At 45.7% G+C, this 15,971-nt stretch carries 15 protein-coding genes; 7 read left to right on the top strand and 8 right to left on the bottom strand.

Translation table 11 applies throughout. The features are described from left to right. Positions 1–37: 37 nt before the first annotated feature. The 6 genes from C7475_RS31750 to hemH all read right to left on the bottom strand — a co-directional run bounded on the left by C7475_RS31750 (position 38) and on the right by hemH (position 6,127). Positions 38–1,132 (bottom strand): hypothetical protein, encoded by a 1,095-nt coding sequence (locus C7475_RS31750; RefSeq protein WP_110057470.1) that lies wholly within the window; start codon positions 1,130–1,132, stop codon positions 38–40. Positions 1,133–1,230: 98 nt separating this feature from the next. Further along, positions 1,231–2,010 carry an Fpg/Nei family DNA glycosylase gene (locus C7475_RS31745; protein WP_110057469.1) on the bottom strand — a complete coding sequence of 260 codons (780 nt, stop codon included), beginning with the start codon at positions 2,008–2,010 and terminating at the stop codon, positions 1,231–1,233. 8 nt (positions 2,011–2,018) lie between these two features. Then, positions 2,019–2,753: a hypothetical protein gene (locus tag C7475_RS31740; RefSeq protein ID WP_110057468.1), complete on the bottom strand. Its 735-nt coding sequence runs from the start codon at positions 2,751–2,753 to the stop codon at positions 2,019–2,021. A 4-nt stretch (positions 2,754–2,757) separates the two neighbouring features. Beyond that, on the bottom strand, positions 2,758–3,498 hold the full coding sequence (locus C7475_RS31735) for a DUF72 domain-containing protein (protein ID WP_110057467.1): 741 nt from the start codon (positions 3,496–3,498) through the stop codon (positions 2,758–2,760). Positions 3,499–3,732: 234 nt separating this feature from the next. Beyond that, the gene (gene hemG / locus C7475_RS31725; protein ID WP_110057465.1) at positions 3,733–5,061 is read right to left on the bottom strand and encodes a protoporphyrinogen oxidase; all 1,329 of its coding nucleotides are present in this window, start codon (positions 5,059–5,061) and stop codon (positions 3,733–3,735) included. A 34-nt stretch (positions 5,062–5,095) separates the two neighbouring features. Continuing rightward, positions 5,096–6,127, bottom strand: a complete 1,032-nt coding sequence (gene hemH, locus C7475_RS31720; protein ID WP_110057464.1) for a ferrochelatase — start codon at positions 6,125–6,127, stop codon at positions 5,096–5,098. 242 nt (positions 6,128–6,369) lie between these two features. On the opposite strand from hemH, the gene hemA reads away from it, so the two are divergent. From hemA to hemL, 7 genes are read left to right on the top strand one after another with little or no spacing between them, the layout of a single operon-like run. Further along, on the top strand, positions 6,370–7,623 hold the full coding sequence (hemA, locus tag C7475_RS31715) for a glutamyl-tRNA reductase (RefSeq protein ID WP_233260035.1): 1,254 nt from the start codon (positions 6,370–6,372) through the stop codon (positions 7,621–7,623). 3 nt (positions 7,624–7,626) lie between these two features. Beyond that, a complete protein-coding gene (hemC, locus tag C7475_RS31710; protein WP_110057462.1) occupies positions 7,627–8,550 on the top strand; it encodes a hydroxymethylbilane synthase in 924 nt (307 codons plus the stop codon). Beyond that, positions 8,537–9,253 carry a uroporphyrinogen-III synthase gene (locus C7475_RS31705; protein ID WP_110057461.1) on the top strand — a complete coding sequence of 239 codons (717 nt, stop codon included), beginning with the start codon at positions 8,537–8,539 and terminating at the stop codon, positions 9,251–9,253. The genes hemC and C7475_RS31705 overlap by 14 nt, the downstream gene beginning before the upstream one ends. 5 nt (positions 9,254–9,258) lie before the next feature. Next, positions 9,259–10,284 (top strand): uroporphyrinogen decarboxylase, encoded by a 1,026-nt coding sequence (gene hemE / locus C7475_RS31700; protein ID WP_110057460.1) that lies wholly within the window; start codon positions 9,259–9,261, stop codon positions 10,282–10,284. 12 nt (positions 10,285–10,296) lie between these two features. Next, complete coding sequence (gene hemF / locus C7475_RS31695) at positions 10,297–11,208, top strand: oxygen-dependent coproporphyrinogen oxidase (protein WP_110057459.1); 912 nt, start codon at positions 10,297–10,299, stop codon at positions 11,206–11,208. A 20-nt stretch (positions 11,209–11,228) separates the two neighbouring features. Then, positions 11,229–12,194, top strand: a complete 966-nt coding sequence (hemB, locus tag C7475_RS31690; RefSeq protein WP_110057458.1) for a porphobilinogen synthase — start codon at positions 11,229–11,231, stop codon at positions 12,192–12,194. A 45-nt stretch (positions 12,195–12,239) separates the two neighbouring features. Continuing rightward, entirely contained in the window at positions 12,240–13,529 is a 1,290-nt protein-coding gene (gene hemL, locus C7475_RS31685; RefSeq protein ID WP_110057457.1) for a glutamate-1-semialdehyde 2,1-aminomutase, read from the top strand. A gap of 165 nt (positions 13,530–13,694) precedes the next feature. Here hemL and C7475_RS31680 read toward each other — a convergent pair whose 3' ends face one another. Both C7475_RS31680 and C7475_RS31675 read right to left on the bottom strand, forming a co-directional pair. Continuing rightward, entirely contained in the window at positions 13,695–14,501 is an 807-nt protein-coding gene (locus tag C7475_RS31680) for a dienelactone hydrolase family protein (protein ID WP_233260034.1), read from the bottom strand. Between the two features lie 671 nt (positions 14,502–15,172). Continuing rightward, on the bottom strand, positions 15,173–15,964 hold the full coding sequence (locus tag C7475_RS31675; protein ID WP_110057456.1) for an O-methyltransferase: 792 nt from the start codon (positions 15,962–15,964) through the stop codon (positions 15,173–15,175). Positions 15,965–15,971: the final 7 nt, after the last annotated feature.

Raw genomic sequence — 15,971 nt, 5'->3', positions numbered from 1 at the left:
CTGACCAGAACTTCTCTGGTCAGTCTTTCATTATTTATCATGCATGCCCAGCACCCTCGTCTTCAGGGATCACTGTATTATTCTGTACAGGCTTCGCATTTACTTTTAACTGATAACTATCGGGCGTTGCTGCATTCTCCGGTTTTACCGAAAGCGTTACCGCATCCTTATCCTTCAATGCTTCCGGCAGTGTATAGGTGAAGCTAATGCTGTCAGGTTTACGGTCTATGTCTTGTATGATATCATCTCCAATAGAGATATCTATCTTTCCTTCATCCATCTTCTCTCCTTTCAGTGTAATAACTGTTGACTGTCCTGCTTCCAGCGGAGCTGCATCCACACCAGTTATCTTTAGTCCGCCATTCTTCAATTGATCCGGACGTTCTTCTTTCGGCCTGAACAACACTTCAAATACTTCCTTTAATTTAAGGGTGGCACGATCAGTAAATAATCCGGATAATATTGAAATAGTCATTACCCCATAGATATTAATATTCGCACCGTCGTCACTCATATTCAGAAATCCGCCGCGAAAAACAAAGTAAACCGCCAGTGCCAGTGCAGCTGCTGTAAATGGCTTAACACAATACCAAAGTATCCAGCTTTTTCTGAATTTCCCTGCGCCGATGTAACTGGTAAATGAAGCGGAGATATGGATCATATTCCCCAAAAATCCCGCTACGGCAACCAGGATTAAAAGCAATGTATTTATGTGCATCAGTTTATCTTCGGATAAAATATCCATGCGTGTTACAGATATCTTCTGTCCGGAAACAGCTGCATCTTTGGGAAGAGGAACTGGGGTTGTACTATCAACAGTACTATCAGATTTTATCTGAGTACTATCTGCCGCATCACTTTCAGCTGTTACGGCTGTTTCCTGTTTCACTGTGCTCGTATCGGGCGTACTGTCAACAAGCCTGACATGAAACCACCTGAAAGTATAAAGTGGGGCAATATCATCTTTAGGCCCCGGTATTCTGTCCGGCCAATGTCCGACAAGATAAAAGGCGCTGAAGAATGTAAAAAAAATGATGATTACCCCGGCGTAAAACTTCCCGATAGCAGTTATTTCATTACCATCATTGTCTCTGTAAGGAGGACGGGGAGCCGCATTTTGCGTTTCAGCCATAACGATGCTTTAAATACTGTTGAAGAAAACGACAGCACTTTTCCGGACATCACAGCTATGTTATTTTGATTATTGATATTGTAGTATGAATATAAGGCTTATTCGAATAATTCCTGCTCATCCGTATAATATGTCTTCCTGCCATTCAGTTCTTTTTGCAGTATGTCACCGCCCGTCGGACTATGTGTTTGCTTCGGTTGATGGATCTTTAAGAAATCACGTATCTCACCGGCAATAATATCAGGATGTTCTTTACGGATATTTTTCTCTGCTTCTTTTAATACTTTATGAATAGCATGATGCAATGCTTTAACTTTTGCCGAAGGTATCTTATTGCTGATAGAAAAAGGCGATATACCGGCTTCCCATAAGATCTCGTCAGCATAAGCATTTCCTATTCCACGTATAATATGCTGATCAAGCAATATCTTCTTAACAGCAGTTTTCTTTTTACCCAACTGTTCCTCCAGGTATTTCACCGTAAACTCGTCTGACAAGGCATCGGGAACATCTGTTTCTTCAGGATTCAGAGAAGGCAATGCTATACCCTGATAATCGGTGAGTGCAAGCCCTGTTCCACCCTTAAACGAAATCTCAAGGATAGTATGTTTGTTAGTATTCTTTTCTTCAAAGAAGTAGAGCTTACCATGCAGCATCAGGTGCATACCCAACACCACATCATTTTTAAATTTAAAACGAAGCTCCTTTCCTTCCCTGTAAACCTTCTCCAGCTTCTCCCCTTCAATAGCTTTCTTAAAGGCTGCCGGTGTATCCTTTGCTTTTTTGGTATTCTCCAGTTTCACTTCTTCCACGACCTTTCCGGCCAGTTTTTTATCAAGGTTATGGCTAAACACCTGCAGATCTGGTAATTCGGGCATATGTTATATTATTTGGGTGATGATTGTATGATAGCATCTCCTATCGCGCCAACAAATTTCTTGTCTTCAATACCATCTATCTTCCAGCCTTTTTTCATTCTCCGGATGATTCCCATACTGGCATCATTGAGAATGATATCATATTCCTCGCAAAGACCGTCATGACAAGTTTGTCCGATGGGGATAGCTTCTCCAAGGTAATGCTTTTCATTGTATGTAAAATCAAGTGAAGCAGGTTCCTTCTCCAGCTGTGCTATGATCTCCTGCAGGAATTCAATAAGGTGTTTGCGTTGCGTTTTCCCTGAAAGGCTCCATTTATCTTTATCTGCGCGTTTATGTGCCAGTTTTAGCTTGAGACCAGCCATCGTGGTTGTATAATCATTCGCATTTAGTTTAGTGACATTCTGATGCGCCATTATATACCAGTGATAGCCTGTTCCTACCGGTACGCCCGATCCTTCCGGCGCGCGCCCGGCCCTGCGTTTAGTCACAGCGTAAGAGATCTCCCACAGATCGGGTGTGATCTTTGTTTCTCGCCATACACCTGCGTCATAGTTCCATTTATGGCTTCGCCCGATTTTCATGCCTGTATACTGCTGACCTTCAAACTCCTTAAACTCATTATATGTTTTGGATAAATCCTTTTTTACAACCTTCTTCTGAGCAACTGCGCTCTTCTTTGGCGTGGCCGCACCTCGCTTTGTCGCCTTTTTCACCGTAGTTTTCTTCGTTGCCGTCTTCATTATGTTAAGATTTTGTCAGTTCAATTAATTTCTTCGCGTTTTCTATAGCATAGCCATGACCGTCATTATTGAAGAATACCCATATCGTATGCCCATCCTTTTTCCATTCCAGCATTTTCTCTGCATATTGCTTTAATACTTTGTCCGGATAAGACTTCGCATAAGACCCATCTGGTCCGTGAAATCTCACATAAATATGTTTTGCCGTTACAAACTCCCCGTATGGCCATCTTTTTCCGGACTCCGCAATCACAAAGGCGATCTTATATTTCTCCAATAAAGCGATAGCAGTATCTTCAAGCCAGGTGTCATGACGAGGCTCAAGAGCAAACGTATATCCTTTGTATTTTTTGAGTGTTTCGAAAAAGTGTGTAGCCTTCTCTTCATGAAAGCCAAGTGTTGGTGGAAGTTGTAACAGAACAGGCCCCAGATGTTTGTGTACAGGATCAAAAATATCGAAGAACTTAGGCAGCGTATCCTCGGGGTCATTCAATTTCTTGATGTGTGTAATAAACCGGCTGATCTTGGGGCAGAACCGGAATCCTGCATTGACGGTCTCCATCCACTTTTCAATAGTTGACGGTTGAGGCAGGTGATAAAAACTGGTATTGATCTCTGTGGTCTGAAAATGACCTTTGTAATAAGCCAGATACTCGGTTGGCTTTAGTTCTTCAGGATAAAATATCTTCCTCCAATGTTTATAACTCCATCCCGATGTGCCTATGTGTATTTTACCAGTTGCCATAAGAATATAGCAATGGAAAAGCGTGCCAATACGGGCGTGCTCTGCGTAATCATAAATTATCTATCTCGTCGCAAATGCCGTAAATATGGTCCAGCCCGAAAAGAATTCTGTTTTAAAAAAGATGAGATGTTTTCAGAGAAGACAAAAAAACGAAACCCGGAAGTTTTGGCCGAAGCCAGGGACGACGGGGAATAAGATTACACTAAGTTAGTAAAAATGAATTCATATTCATTCTCAACTATACTCCTTCGCTGCCTTTATAATTGCCGGCACCGCCACACCCGTTACATAATTCCCTGCCAGCCTTATCCCCGGATAACGCTGTTCAAAGAACCGTATCTGTTGACGCAGCTGTGCATATCCTACATTCAATTGCGGTATAGCCCTGTTCCACTGGCTGAAATGCTGCATCTCCGGAGGAGTACGCAAACCCAGTAATGCCATTAATTCTTTCACAACTGTTTGTTGCAGCTTCTCAGCCCCGAGCTGATCAAACAGCTGTTCCTGACGCGCGCCGCCAACGAAAACGGTGAACAATGTTTTTCCCTTCGGTACGCGGGAAGGGAATATTGCGGCGTTACAGATGGCGCCAAGAAAATGCTTGCGTGATGCATGCGGCACCAGGAACCCGAATCCTGCGGGAGCTTTCTCCCTGGCTTCCGGGCCAAATCCCAGGTGTAATACGCCCATACGCGGATATGGAATATCATTCAGCTGTGAGGCCAGAGACGCGTCAAGTCCCTGTACAGCTACTGCTGTGCTATAAGCCGGTGTGGCAAAGATCACACGCTCCGCATTCAACATACCGGTATGACCGTTCTCGTTGTACTGTACGATATAATCTGATGCACCACGTGTAACGCCTGTAATAGCGCAGTTAAATCTTACTTTGCCTGTCAGTACGGATAACAGCTTTTCTGTAAGCACAGCATTACCACCTTTAAAAGCAATGATCTTACGCCCTCCCATAGCGTTTTTATTCGCCATGAGCCCTTTCGTAACACTACCATATTTCTTCTCCCATTGAGGCAACATAGGTAATACTTCTGTAATGGACATCAGGTCGGGGTTGCCGGCATAGATACCAGACAAGATCGGCTCAAACAAATATTCGCTGATCTCCCGTCCGAAGCGACGGGTTATAAAAGAAGTGACCGATTCCTCACCTGCAGGAGGCTGTGCCTTGCGGAACCTTTCTGTAAACAAACGCCACTTGGCACTGCCACTTACATAATTTGATTTTAGTATCTCAACAGGATTGGGAGATACTACATATAACTGATCATTCTTAACTAGAAAACGGTTCTTGCTTGCTGCGGATGCTTCCAATACCTGGTCCTGCAAACCCAGCTGATGAATGTAAGCCATTAATTCAGGCGACGCCGCAAGGGAATTCGGACCGGCATCCAGCTCATAACCATCAATATGTAATGATTTCATCAGACCACCGGCACGGGTACCGGCTTCCATTATCTCATAGGGAATCCCTTTCTGCTGTAATTCATAAGCAATGCTTAAACCGGCAATACCGGCGCCAGCAATAATAACAGGCTGCGTATTCATGGTTATGGCTATTTGTAGAATGTAATAACACCGGTCAGACTTGCAGAGCCGTCATCCATTTCACCACTGCCTGTACCCACAAAGGATGCACGTTCATACAGGGGATCATCGTAAAACTGTCCCCACCGCTGTTGATAAAAGTATGTTTGCCTTCCACCGCTATTTCTTCCAGGGTTTCAAGACAATCCGAAACGAACGCCGGACAAGCGACCAGCAAGCGTTTCACCCCCTTCTTCGGTAATTCTTCCAGTGTAGCTGCCGTATAAGGCTTCAGCCATTCTTCCCTTCCCAGGCGGGACTGGAAGGTCACACTCCATTTCTCACGTGGTATCTTAAGCTTCTCCGCAACCAGTTCCGACGTCACATGTACCTGGTGACGGTAACAAAATTCATGGGCAGGAGAATCCACCTTACAGCAATTCTCTACCTGCATACAATGCTTACCGGTGATATCACCTTTTCGTATGTGCCTTTCAGGTACACCATGATAACTGAACAACAGGTGGTCGTAGTCCTGTGCCAGGTACGGGCGCATACTTTCTGCCAGCGCATTAATATAATCAGGTTCATTATAGTAAGGAGGAACAATTGTCAGATCAAATGTATAGCCTTTCTTCTTATGCACCGCTTTCGCATGTTCCACAGCTGTCTCGTATGAAGACATGGCATAATGTGGATACAAAGGTAACAGGATAACTTCTTTCAGATTCGGATTCTGTTTCAGCAGGTTGTCGTAAGCCGCCTCCTGTGAAGGATTGCCGTAACGCATGGAGATCTCCACAGGCATCTGCAGATCATGCTGTACCGCGTTTTGTAATTGTTTTGTCAGTACTACCAACGGAGAACCTTCTTCCCACCAGATCGACTTATAAGCTTCAGCTGATTTAGGTGCACGTTTAGGTACTATGATGCCCTTTATCAATAATAAACGAAACAGATACGGATAATCAATCACCCGTTTGTCCATCAAAAACTCATTAAGATAACGCTTAACATCAGGTACAGCCGTAGAATCTGGCGAACCCAGGTTCATCAGAATAATTCCTTTATCAGATTTAGCTTCCATCCTTTACTTTAAATTGCTGCAAATTTAACAGCTTATCCCCCCTGCAAATGTCATACAATTGTTGAATTAAATTAATTATTACCTATCATCCATAGATAACACCTATCAGCGTCTAAACTGATAAAAATCATTTTTATCCATGCTCAGTTACCAGCTGTAGAAATGACACACTAATGACAGCCTGCTGCCCTTTCTTGCGGTTGTTGCAAGTATTTTTGCACCCGGAAGCTTATAAGAATAAAATGCAGGGTAGTCATTCAAAAGATATAGCCCATTTTCATATCGTTGGTATCAACTATAAGAAAACAGATGCTGCTATAAGAGGATCGTTCGCTATTAACCAGGTACAATACCAGCACTTACTTGAAAGTGCAAAGTCACAATACCTGGATGATATATTTGTGCTCTCAACTTGTAACAGAACTGAGATCTATGGATTTGCCGATGATCCGCAACAACTGATAGAACTGGTGTGTCACGAAACCGAAGGGGATTGTAACCTGTTCAGCCAGTTGTCGTACGTGAAATCCGGCGAAGAAGCCATTAAACACCTATATCAGGTAGGCACAGGCCTTGACTCACAGATCCTCGGAGACTATGAGATCATCGGTCAGATACGTACCGCCACTAAGTTTGCTAAAACAAACGGTTGTCTCGGCGGTTTCCAGGAAAGACTGGTCAACAGTGTCCTGCAGGTGTCTAAACTCATCAAAAATGAAACAGGCCTCAGTTCAGGTACCGTATCAGTAGCCTTCGCTGCCGTACGTATGCTGGAACATAAAGTGCCCGACATCCTTCAGAAAAAGATCCTGCTCGTAGGCGTAGGCAAAATAGGACGTAATACCTGCAAGAACATGATGGACTATCTTGGTGTGAACCAGGTAACACTTGTGAACCGCACCACCGCTGTAGCAGAGGAATTTGCAGCACAGCATGGCCTTCGGTATGCTCCTTATGAACAACTGGCGGAAGAATTACAGGCAGCAGATATCGTTCTCGTAGCCTCTAATGCTCCAGAACCGAACATTCTGCCAGCCCACTTTCAGCAGTCTTCTCCTAAACTGATCATTGATCTGTCTATCCCTTTCAATGTGGCGCCTGAAGTAAGAGATCTGCCACATATAGAACTGGTGAACGTGGATGAACTGTCTAAGATACAGGACGAAACATTACAAATGCGCCTGCAGGAAGTGCCTAAAGCATTATCCATTATCGAAGAGCACATGAATGAGTTCCTCTACTGGTATAAGATGCGCAAACACGCTGTAGTGCTTAAAGCAGTAAAGGATAAGCTGACAGAGATACACACTAAGGAAATACAACAACAAAAGAACGGCAACCAGTACAACCTGGAAGATATTGAAGCAGTATCCTCCCGCATCATCCAGAAGATGATCAACCTGATGGCTGGAAAGGTACGCCGGGAAACAGATAAAAGTGATCAATATATCGCCATGATCAATGATATCTTTGAGACAGGCGTTAACCAGGAATAATTCATGAATAAAGAAATACGGATAGGTACAAGAGAAAGCCAGCTCGCACTATGGCAGGCAAACAAGGTAAAAGGCCTGCTCGAAGCGCAGGGATATAAAACAACACTCGTACCTATCAAAAGCGAGGGAGATATCGACCTCGTCACTCCACTTTACGAAATAGGCGTTCAGGGTATTTTCACCAAAAGCCTGGACATCGCACTACTCAACGGCCGTATCGATATCGCCGTTCACTCTCTCAAAGACGTTCCGACACAATTACCTAAAAATATTATACAGGCGGCTGTCCTGGAAAGAGGTCCCGTAAAGGATTTGCTGGTATATAAACAGGATACTTCCTTTCTTGATCAACCCGGATATATCGCTAATATCGCCACCAGCAGCGTAAGAAGGAAAGCACAATGGCTGCGGAAATACCCACAGCATCAGATCCATAACCTGCGTGGTAATGTGAATACCCGCCTGCAAAAGCTGGCGGCCGAAAACTGGGATGGGGCCATCTTTGCAGCTGCCGGACTGGAAAGAATAGGGATACGCCCTGACACTTCCATAGAACTGGACTGGATGCTGCCCGCTCCCGCTCAAGGCGCCGTGGTAGCCGTATGCAGGGAAGATGATAATTATTGTCAGCAGGCACTTTCACCACTGAATGATCTTGCTACCGCTCTCTGCACCCGTGTTGAACGCGACTTCCTGCGCACGCTAATGGGCGGGTGTACTACGCCTATCAGTGCTTATGCTACTGTCAGCAATGAAACAGTACACTTCAGCGGAGAACTATGCAGCCTCGATGGCTCACAGTTGTTCACCATTACAGAACAGGCGCCGCTGCAGGATGCAGGCCACATTGGTAAAATAGCCGCAGAAAAGATCCTCTCGCAGGGCGGCGATAAAATTGTTGCAGAAATAAGGGATGCCATCAAATAAAAGATATCGCATATTCAGCACGAAAGCAGTTGATCAGTCACTGATCACAATGGCTGCGGAGCAAAATATAGATATCGAGGCAAAAGGATTCATCAGCATACAACCATTGATCACAGACAACCTGAAACAACGCATACACCAGTTATTTCAGGAAAAAGCAACTGTTATCTTCACCAGTGCAAATGCCGTTGACGCGCTTCACGACCATTACCTGCACCGGGATTCTCCCGGCTGGAATGTGTATTGTCTGGATGGCGCCACCCAACAGGCTTTGAAACGCATTGACATCCGGCACCGGATAAGCGGTACTGCGGCCAACGCAGCCTCACTCGCTGCAGAGATCATCAACAACAACGAGAAAGGCCCGCTGGTCTTCTTTTGTGGCAATAAACGCAGAGATGAATTGCCAGACCTGTTGCAGCAACATAATATCGCCGTAGAAGAACTGGTTGTGTATGAAACAACGGCAACCCCTGCTCTCACAGGACAGGATTATGACGGGGTACTTTTTCTTAGCCCCAGCGCTGTTGAGAGCTTCTTTTCGGTCAATAATCTGCCGCCGCAAACTATCTGCTTTTCCATCGGTCCGACTACGGCCCGTGCACTGCAGGAACATACAAACAACAAGATCATCACCAGCACCAGTCCCGCTATGGACCAACTGGTGCAGACAACGATACTTTACTTTAACAATATTAACTGACAAGAATGAGCGCCTTAAAGAATGACTTATTACTGAGAGCTTTACGCGGAGAAACAACAGAACGTGTCCCTGTATGGATGATGCGTCAGGCTGGCCGTTACCTGCCCGACTACATCAAGCTGCGGGAGAAATACTCCTTCTTTGAACGCTGCATGAACCCTGAACTGGCTACTGAAATTACCGTAATGCCTGTACACCAGGTAGGTGTGGATGCAGCCATCATCTTCTCCGACATCCTTGTGGTGCCACAGGCGATGGGCATGGAAGTTCAGCTGATAGAAAAGATCGGTCCCGTATTGCCCGACCCGGTAAAAAGTGTGGCCGACCTCCAAAAGCTTCGCGTACCCGATGTTAGAGAAACATTAGGTTACGTATTTGATGCGCTCTCATTAACTAGGAAAACACTGGACGGCGCAGTTCCCCTGATCGGCTTTGCTGGCGCTCCATGGACCCTGCTTTGCTACATGGTGCAGGGTAAAGGTTCCAAAACCTTCGACAGTGCCAAAGCATTCTGCTATCAGCAACCCGAAGTAGCCCACCAGCTGCTTCAGATGCTCACCGATACAACTATCGCCTACCTGAAAGAACAGGTAAAAGCAGGCGCTGACTGCGTACAGCTGTTCGATTCCTGGGGCGGTTTATTAAGTCCGCAGGACTTTGAAACCTTCTCCCTCCAATACATGCGTCAGATCGTGGCAGCCCTGAAAGATGTTTGCCCGGTAACCGTATTTGCTAAAGGAGCCTGGTTCGCCCTGGAAGAAATGGCCGCTACCGGCGCTAACTGCCTGGGTGTTGACTGGTGTATCCAGCCTGCCCGTGCAAGGCAATTTGCCGGCAACAACGTGACCCTCCAGGGTAACTTCGACCCCGCTAAGCTGCTGGCGCCTATTCCGGAGATCAAAAAAGCAGTGAAGGAAATGCTGACCGGCTTTGGTAAACATCGCTATATTGCGAACCTCGGTCATGGCATCCTGCCTAACGTACCGGTTGACCATGCCAAAGCTTTCGTTGAGACTGTAAAGGAATTCTAAAGGAGACCAGCCATGAGTATTAAAGACAACTTTATTTCCCTCATACATCGCCTGCAGAATGAAATTTGCACGGCGCTGGAAGATATAGACGGCAAGGCTAAATTCCGTGAAGACATCTGGGAACGTCCCGGTGGCGGTGGTGGTAAGTCGCGCGTTATTGCCGACGGTAACGTATTCGAAAAAGGCGGCGTAAGCACCTCCATCGTACACGGCGAACTGCCGGAACTGATGGCAAAACAGTTTGGCGTAGGACAAGCCAAATTTATGGCCTGTGGTATATCCCTCGTTATCCACCCGCTAAATCCATTCGTTCCTACTGTACATGCCAATTTCCGTTACTTTGAGCTGTACGACGACAACGGTACGCTGAAAGATTCGTGGTTTGGCGGCGGTGCAGATCTGACGCCGTATTACCTGGACGAACAGGATGGCGTTCATTTTCATCAGACATTCAAAAAAGCCTGCGACCCTTTTGATATAGCTTTGTATCCGGCGTTTAAAAAACATTGCGACGAATACTTTGTCAATAAACACCGGAATAACGAAGCCCGCGGCATCGGCGGTATCTTCTATGACTACCAGCGTCCGGGTGAGAAAATGACTGCTGAACAGTTGTTCGATCTGGCAAAAGCCAATGGAGAAGCCTTCCTGGAGGCCTACCTGCCCATTGTAAAGAAAACAAAAGATATTCCGTATACAGATGCACATAAAGACTGGCAGGAATACAGGCGTGGACGCTATGTAGAGTTCAACCTGATCCATGACAGAGGTACCCTGTTCGGACTGAAAACCAACGGACGTACAGAATCCATTCTAATGAGCCTTCCGCCCAGGGCCCGGTGGGAGTACGACTACCACCCTACTCCTGGCAGCAGGGAAGCTGAACTGGTTGAATTCCTCAAGCCCAGGGAATGGGTCATCTGAAACATTAAAACACATTTACCATGATACGTAGAAACAGGATATTGAGAACATCTCCCGCCATCCGTGCGATGGTTGCAGAAACAATACTGACGCCCGCAGACTTCATAGCACCGTTATTTATTGTGGAAGGAGAAAATGTGAAAGAAGAGATCATTTCAATGCCCGGCTATTTCCGCTATTCACTGGACCTGACCGTGAAAGAAGTGAAAGAGCTGTGGAGCATGGGTATTAAAAGTGTATTACTGTTCATCAAATGCGCTGATGAACTGAAAGATAATAAAGGCACTGAGGCGGTAAACCCCAATGGGTTGATGCAACGTGCCATCAGAGCCATCAAAGATGCCGTTCCTGACATAGTGGTGATGACAGACGTAGCACTGGATCCTTATTCATCCTACGGTCATGACGGTATTGTTGAGAATGGGGAGATCGTGAACGACATTACAGTAGAAGTGCTGTCCCGCATGAGTCTCAGCCATGCAGAAGCAGGCGCTGACTTTGTTGCGCCGAGCGACAAAATGGACGGTCGTATCCTTTCCATCCGCACCATCCTTGAGCAGCATAGCTTCCATAAAGTGGGCATCATGGCCTACAGTGCGAAATACGCATCCTGCCTCTACGGTCCTTTCCGCGATGCGCTGGACTCAGCTCCCGGCTTCGGCGATAAAAAGACCTACCAGCTTGATTTTGCCAATAGCGAGCAAGCCTTGAAAGAGACCCTGATGGATGTGGAAGAAGGTGCAGACATCGTAATGGTAAAACCTGCGTTATACTATCTGGATGTGATCCAAAAGATCAAAGATCAGGTACACGTACCAGTAAGTGCTTACCATGTAAGTGGAGAATATTCCATGATCAAGGCAGCGGCTAAAATGGGCTGGCTGAACGAAGAAAAGGCTATCATTGAAGCGCTGACCAGCATTAAACGTGCAGGCGCTGACCTCATCGCCACCTATTTCGCAAAAGATGCGGTGCGATTATTGTAACCATCAGCACATGCTTTTCAGTTAAAAATATTTATCACTACCACTATGTACACGCAAAGCAGATCATTATTTGAAAGAGCAAAACAGCTCATTCCCGGCGGTGTAAACTCTCCCGTTCGCGCATTCAAAGGCGTAGGCGGCTCACCCATATTCATGAAAAGTGCTAAAGGCGCTTATATGTACGATGTGGACGGAAACCGTTACATAGATTATATCAATTCATGGGGGCCGATGATCATGGGACATGCCTATGAACCGGTAGTGAAGGCCATCCAGGAATATGCAGGTTATTCTACCTCTTTCGGTGCGCCTACCGAACTGGAAATTAAGATCGCAGAGCTCATCATCAGCATGGTACCTAATATCGAGCAGGTACGTATGGTGAACTCCGGCACGGAAGCCTGTATGTCAGCATTGAGGCTGGCCAGAGGGTATACCGGCCGTAATAAATTCATCAAATTTGAAGGCAATTACCACGGTCACGCAGACTCGTTCCTGGTAAGCGCAGGCAGCGGCGTAGCTACACTTGACATACAATCTGTGCCTGGTGTTACGCAATCGGTCGCCGACGACACCCTTACCGCTCCTTACAATAATTTACCGGCTGTGGAAAAACTGGTGGCAGAGTATTCTGATCAGATAGCAGCCATCATTGTTGAACCCGTTGCTGGCAATATGGGCTGCATCCTGCCACAGGAGGGCTTCCTGCAAGGCTTACGTCAGCTGTGCGACCAACATAATATCCTCCTGATATTCGACGAAGTAATGACAGGTTTCCGCCTGGCCCGTGGAGGTGCACAGGAACTGTTCAATATTAAAGCAGATTTGGTTACCTTTGGCAAGATTATTGGCGCAGGTATGCCGGTTGGCGCCTTTGCCGGAAGTAAAGAGATCATGGAACATATAGCCCCTGCTGGGAAGGTCTACCAGGCAGGAACATTGAGTGGAAACCCGATTGCCATGATTGCCGGCTATACTTTGCTGACAACGCTAAACGAGAACCCGGATATTTACCGGCAGTTGGCGGAAAAGGCAGCTTATCTTGCCGGAGGATTGCAATCTGTACTGAGTGCAGCCGGGATTGTTCATCAGGTTAACAATCTGGGTTCTATGATGAGTGTTCACTTTGCAGAGTATCCAATCATTAATTTCGAAGCTGCTTCAGGTGCCAACAATGAATTGTTTAAACGTTTCTTTCATGCTATGCTGGAACGCGGTATATATCTGCCTCCTTCCGCTTTTGAAAGCTGGTTCCTCAGTTCATCCCTGACAATAGAAGATTTAGACGCGACCGTAGATGCTGCAAAATCAGCTATACAGTCTATACATAGTTAACAATTCAAATCCTGTGCAGAGTGGAAAAACGCCCCGGTCATGTGTCGGGGCGTTTTTAGTTTTAGTTCTTTTGGAAGAAGATCTGGTGTTGCTACCCCTCTCCCCATATCATCAAACCACACACTGATAATAGTCAAATTTGCAGTTGCACGGAATATCCTTATCCTACTTTTTCTTATGAGAAAACAACCATGGTAACAACTCCGGTTCAGCAAAAGCATTATCCCAGCTGTTATGCCCTACCCCCGGATATTCAGAATACTTAACATCTGCTTTCAACCCTTTCAGCGCAGCCACATAATCTCTTGATCCTGAAACCGGTACTGCATTATCTGCATCTCCGTGGAAGATCCACAAAGGCACTTTAGAGAATTTAGAAGCAGTACTAACATTCCCTATTCCGCAGATCGGAAAAGCCGCAGCCCATGTTTTCGGATAACGGGCCAGCAAATCATATGTTCCTATGCCACCCAGCGACAAACCGCCCAGGTACACCCGCTTACTGTTCACCTTATCTATTTTGATCAGGCTATCCACCAGGAGCTTCACCAGCATTCCAGGCGTCGATTCCCTGTCTGTACCATCTGAAAACTCCCGTTTAATCGCCTTTCCCTCGCTATCCCGTGTCACTTTCATTGACGCCCACATTGAATCCTTAGGACACTGTGGAAATATCACAAAAGTGGGGAACCGCTGACGCAGGGAATCCTTCAGAAAGAGGCTACCACCATGCAATAACTGGGCGGCATTATCGCTTCCCCTCTCACCTGAACCATGCAGAAAAACGATCAGTGGATACGACTTCTGCGAATCATATCCTGCCGGTTGCAGCATACGGTAACGTAATGTGTCGCCATTGTGTACGAAAGTCTCATAGCTGTAGGCGCTGAAATCAGGGGTATCCTGGGCACTCGCATAGAAAGAGGAAAACTGTATCATCAACAATACAGTCAGGGCGCTGAATAGTTTCATAATGGAATATTTGGATGTTTTAGATGTTATGTCTTTACTGAAATTTCTGTACTGAAATTAACTCTTAAAATCAGGAAATCTTATAGGTGAAACACCTGAATATAAATATCTGTAAGACAAACGATAATTGGGGCAACATTATGACAACCGGTTACTGACAAATATAGCGGGAAAGGGCATTAACGACCAACCGTCATTTCTCTCGTTAAACCACTATAATAAGTAAGTCCCTTGTGTCATGAGAAAGACAAGCAACACATTATTCACATTACATCCAGGCATTACAGCATCAAACGGTTGCATCACATAACGGGCGGCATCACTAAAAGCACCCCATACATACTCAGATTATTTGGAAAGCAACAAGGCATCCGGGAAACATTAACATAACACAGTGGAAGTTCTTAATATAATTGGGGACCGGACGCAGCGAACGGTGCAGGTGGGAATCACTGGCCTTAATTCTTGAAGTACGCTCAATACGACCTACCAGGGGTTAAAAAGAATTACCGAAGCCCATCCCCACCTAAAAGTTTAATAATAAGGAACTTCAAAGAATTACAGCCAGTGATCCCAGCCTGCAACGTGAGCAAGAAGGTCAGCGCTATAATAACAGCCCCAAAAAAAACAGCAACACATAATGCTGCTGTCAAATACGGTGAAACAAGCTTTTAATACTTTAGAATAAAATGCTGTTTAACCTTCATATCCGGCCGGAAAAACACCAACCCTATAAAGAACAGATCTATGGTAAAAGTAACCCGCGGGTGCTGTTGAATAATATGCCAGGCAGCCTCCATATCCGGCGTCCAGTGAATATCATCGAAGATAAACAGTGACCCGTCATGCACTTTTGCCAGGCATTGCTCAAAATAATCCAGCGTAGGCGCAGAACGATGATTGCCGTCAATATACACATAATCCAGTCGCGGCAATTCATTCAGCAACCCTGGCAATACCGTATCAAAATTACCAACATGCTGTTTGATATTCATCAGCTGTAAAGCTTCGAAATTACGGCCGGCGCGGCCGGCAATATTAGGACATCCCTCAATAGTATGTACAGTAACAGGAGATGCAGCTTTTGCCATATAAGAGGTTGACATCCCCATGGAAGTACCTAATTCTAGCAGATATTCCGGTTTGAAGTACTGTATAAGACGATAGAATAACTGTCCGAATTTGGGAGGTTTAGCCGCATGACGGGTAATATCGCTCACCTTCCGTTCCTTGCCGGCATTCATAAGCGATCCGGCGCCCAGGTCGGTGACCTGCAGGGTTTCTGCACTGTGTAATAAAGATTTCCGGACCTGTTCGATCTCCCGGAACACAGCCGGTCTTTTTTTGTCGCGTAAAACCTTCTCCATCAGGTCAAAAACGAAAGGAGAATGTACGTCGTGCCTGTTGCCCGCTGTGAAATAATAATGCAGGTATTTCTTAGCTAATTCCCACTGTAGGCCCAAAATTAAA

This window comes from Chitinophaga sp. S165, assembly GCF_003182155.1.
GTDB lineage: Bacteria > Bacteroidota > Bacteroidia > Chitinophagales > Chitinophagaceae > Chitinophaga.
This window is presented reverse-complemented; position numbering and strand designations above follow the sequence as displayed.

What these genes read in the sequence shown, in the direction of transcription:
- C7475_RS31750 (WP_110057470.1), bottom strand. Translation starts at nt 1,132, where the DNA reads ATGGCTGAAACGCAAAATGCGGCTCCCCGTCCTCCTTACAGAGACAAT.
- C7475_RS31745 (WP_110057469.1), bottom strand. Translation starts at nt 2,010, where the DNA reads ATGCCCGAATTACCAGATCTGCAGGTGTTTAGCCATAACCTTGATAAA.
- C7475_RS31740 (WP_110057468.1), bottom strand. Translation starts at nt 2,753, where the DNA reads ATGAAGACGGCAACGAAGAAAACTACGGTGAAAAAGGCGACAAAGCGA.
- C7475_RS31735 (WP_110057467.1), bottom strand. Translation starts at nt 3,498, where the DNA reads ATGGCAACTGGTAAAATACACATAGGCACATCGGGATGGAGTTATAAA.
- hemG (WP_110057465.1), bottom strand. Translation starts at nt 5,061, where the DNA reads ATGAATACGCAGCCTGTTATTATTGCTGGCGCCGGTATTGCCGGTTTA.
- hemH (WP_110057464.1), bottom strand. Translation starts at nt 6,127, where the DNA reads ATGGAAGCTAAATCTGATAAAGGAATTATTCTGATGAACCTGGGTTCG.
- hemA (WP_233260035.1), top strand. Translation starts at nt 6,370, where the DNA reads ATGCAGGGTAGTCATTCAAAAGATATAGCCCATTTTCATATCGTTGGT.
- hemC (WP_110057462.1), top strand. Translation starts at nt 7,627, where the DNA reads ATGAATAAAGAAATACGGATAGGTACAAGAGAAAGCCAGCTCGCACTA.
- C7475_RS31705 (WP_110057461.1), top strand. Translation starts at nt 8,537, where the DNA reads ATGCCATCAAATAAAAGATATCGCATATTCAGCACGAAAGCAGTTGAT.
- hemE (WP_110057460.1), top strand. Translation starts at nt 9,259, where the DNA reads ATGAGCGCCTTAAAGAATGACTTATTACTGAGAGCTTTACGCGGAGAA.
- hemF (WP_110057459.1), top strand. Translation starts at nt 10,297, where the DNA reads ATGAGTATTAAAGACAACTTTATTTCCCTCATACATCGCCTGCAGAAT.
- hemB (WP_110057458.1), top strand. Translation starts at nt 11,229, where the DNA reads ATGATACGTAGAAACAGGATATTGAGAACATCTCCCGCCATCCGTGCG.
- hemL (WP_110057457.1), top strand. Translation starts at nt 12,240, where the DNA reads ATGTACACGCAAAGCAGATCATTATTTGAAAGAGCAAAACAGCTCATT.
- C7475_RS31680 (WP_233260034.1), bottom strand. Translation starts at nt 14,501, where the DNA reads ATGAAACTATTCAGCGCCCTGACTGTATTGTTGATGATACAGTTTTCC.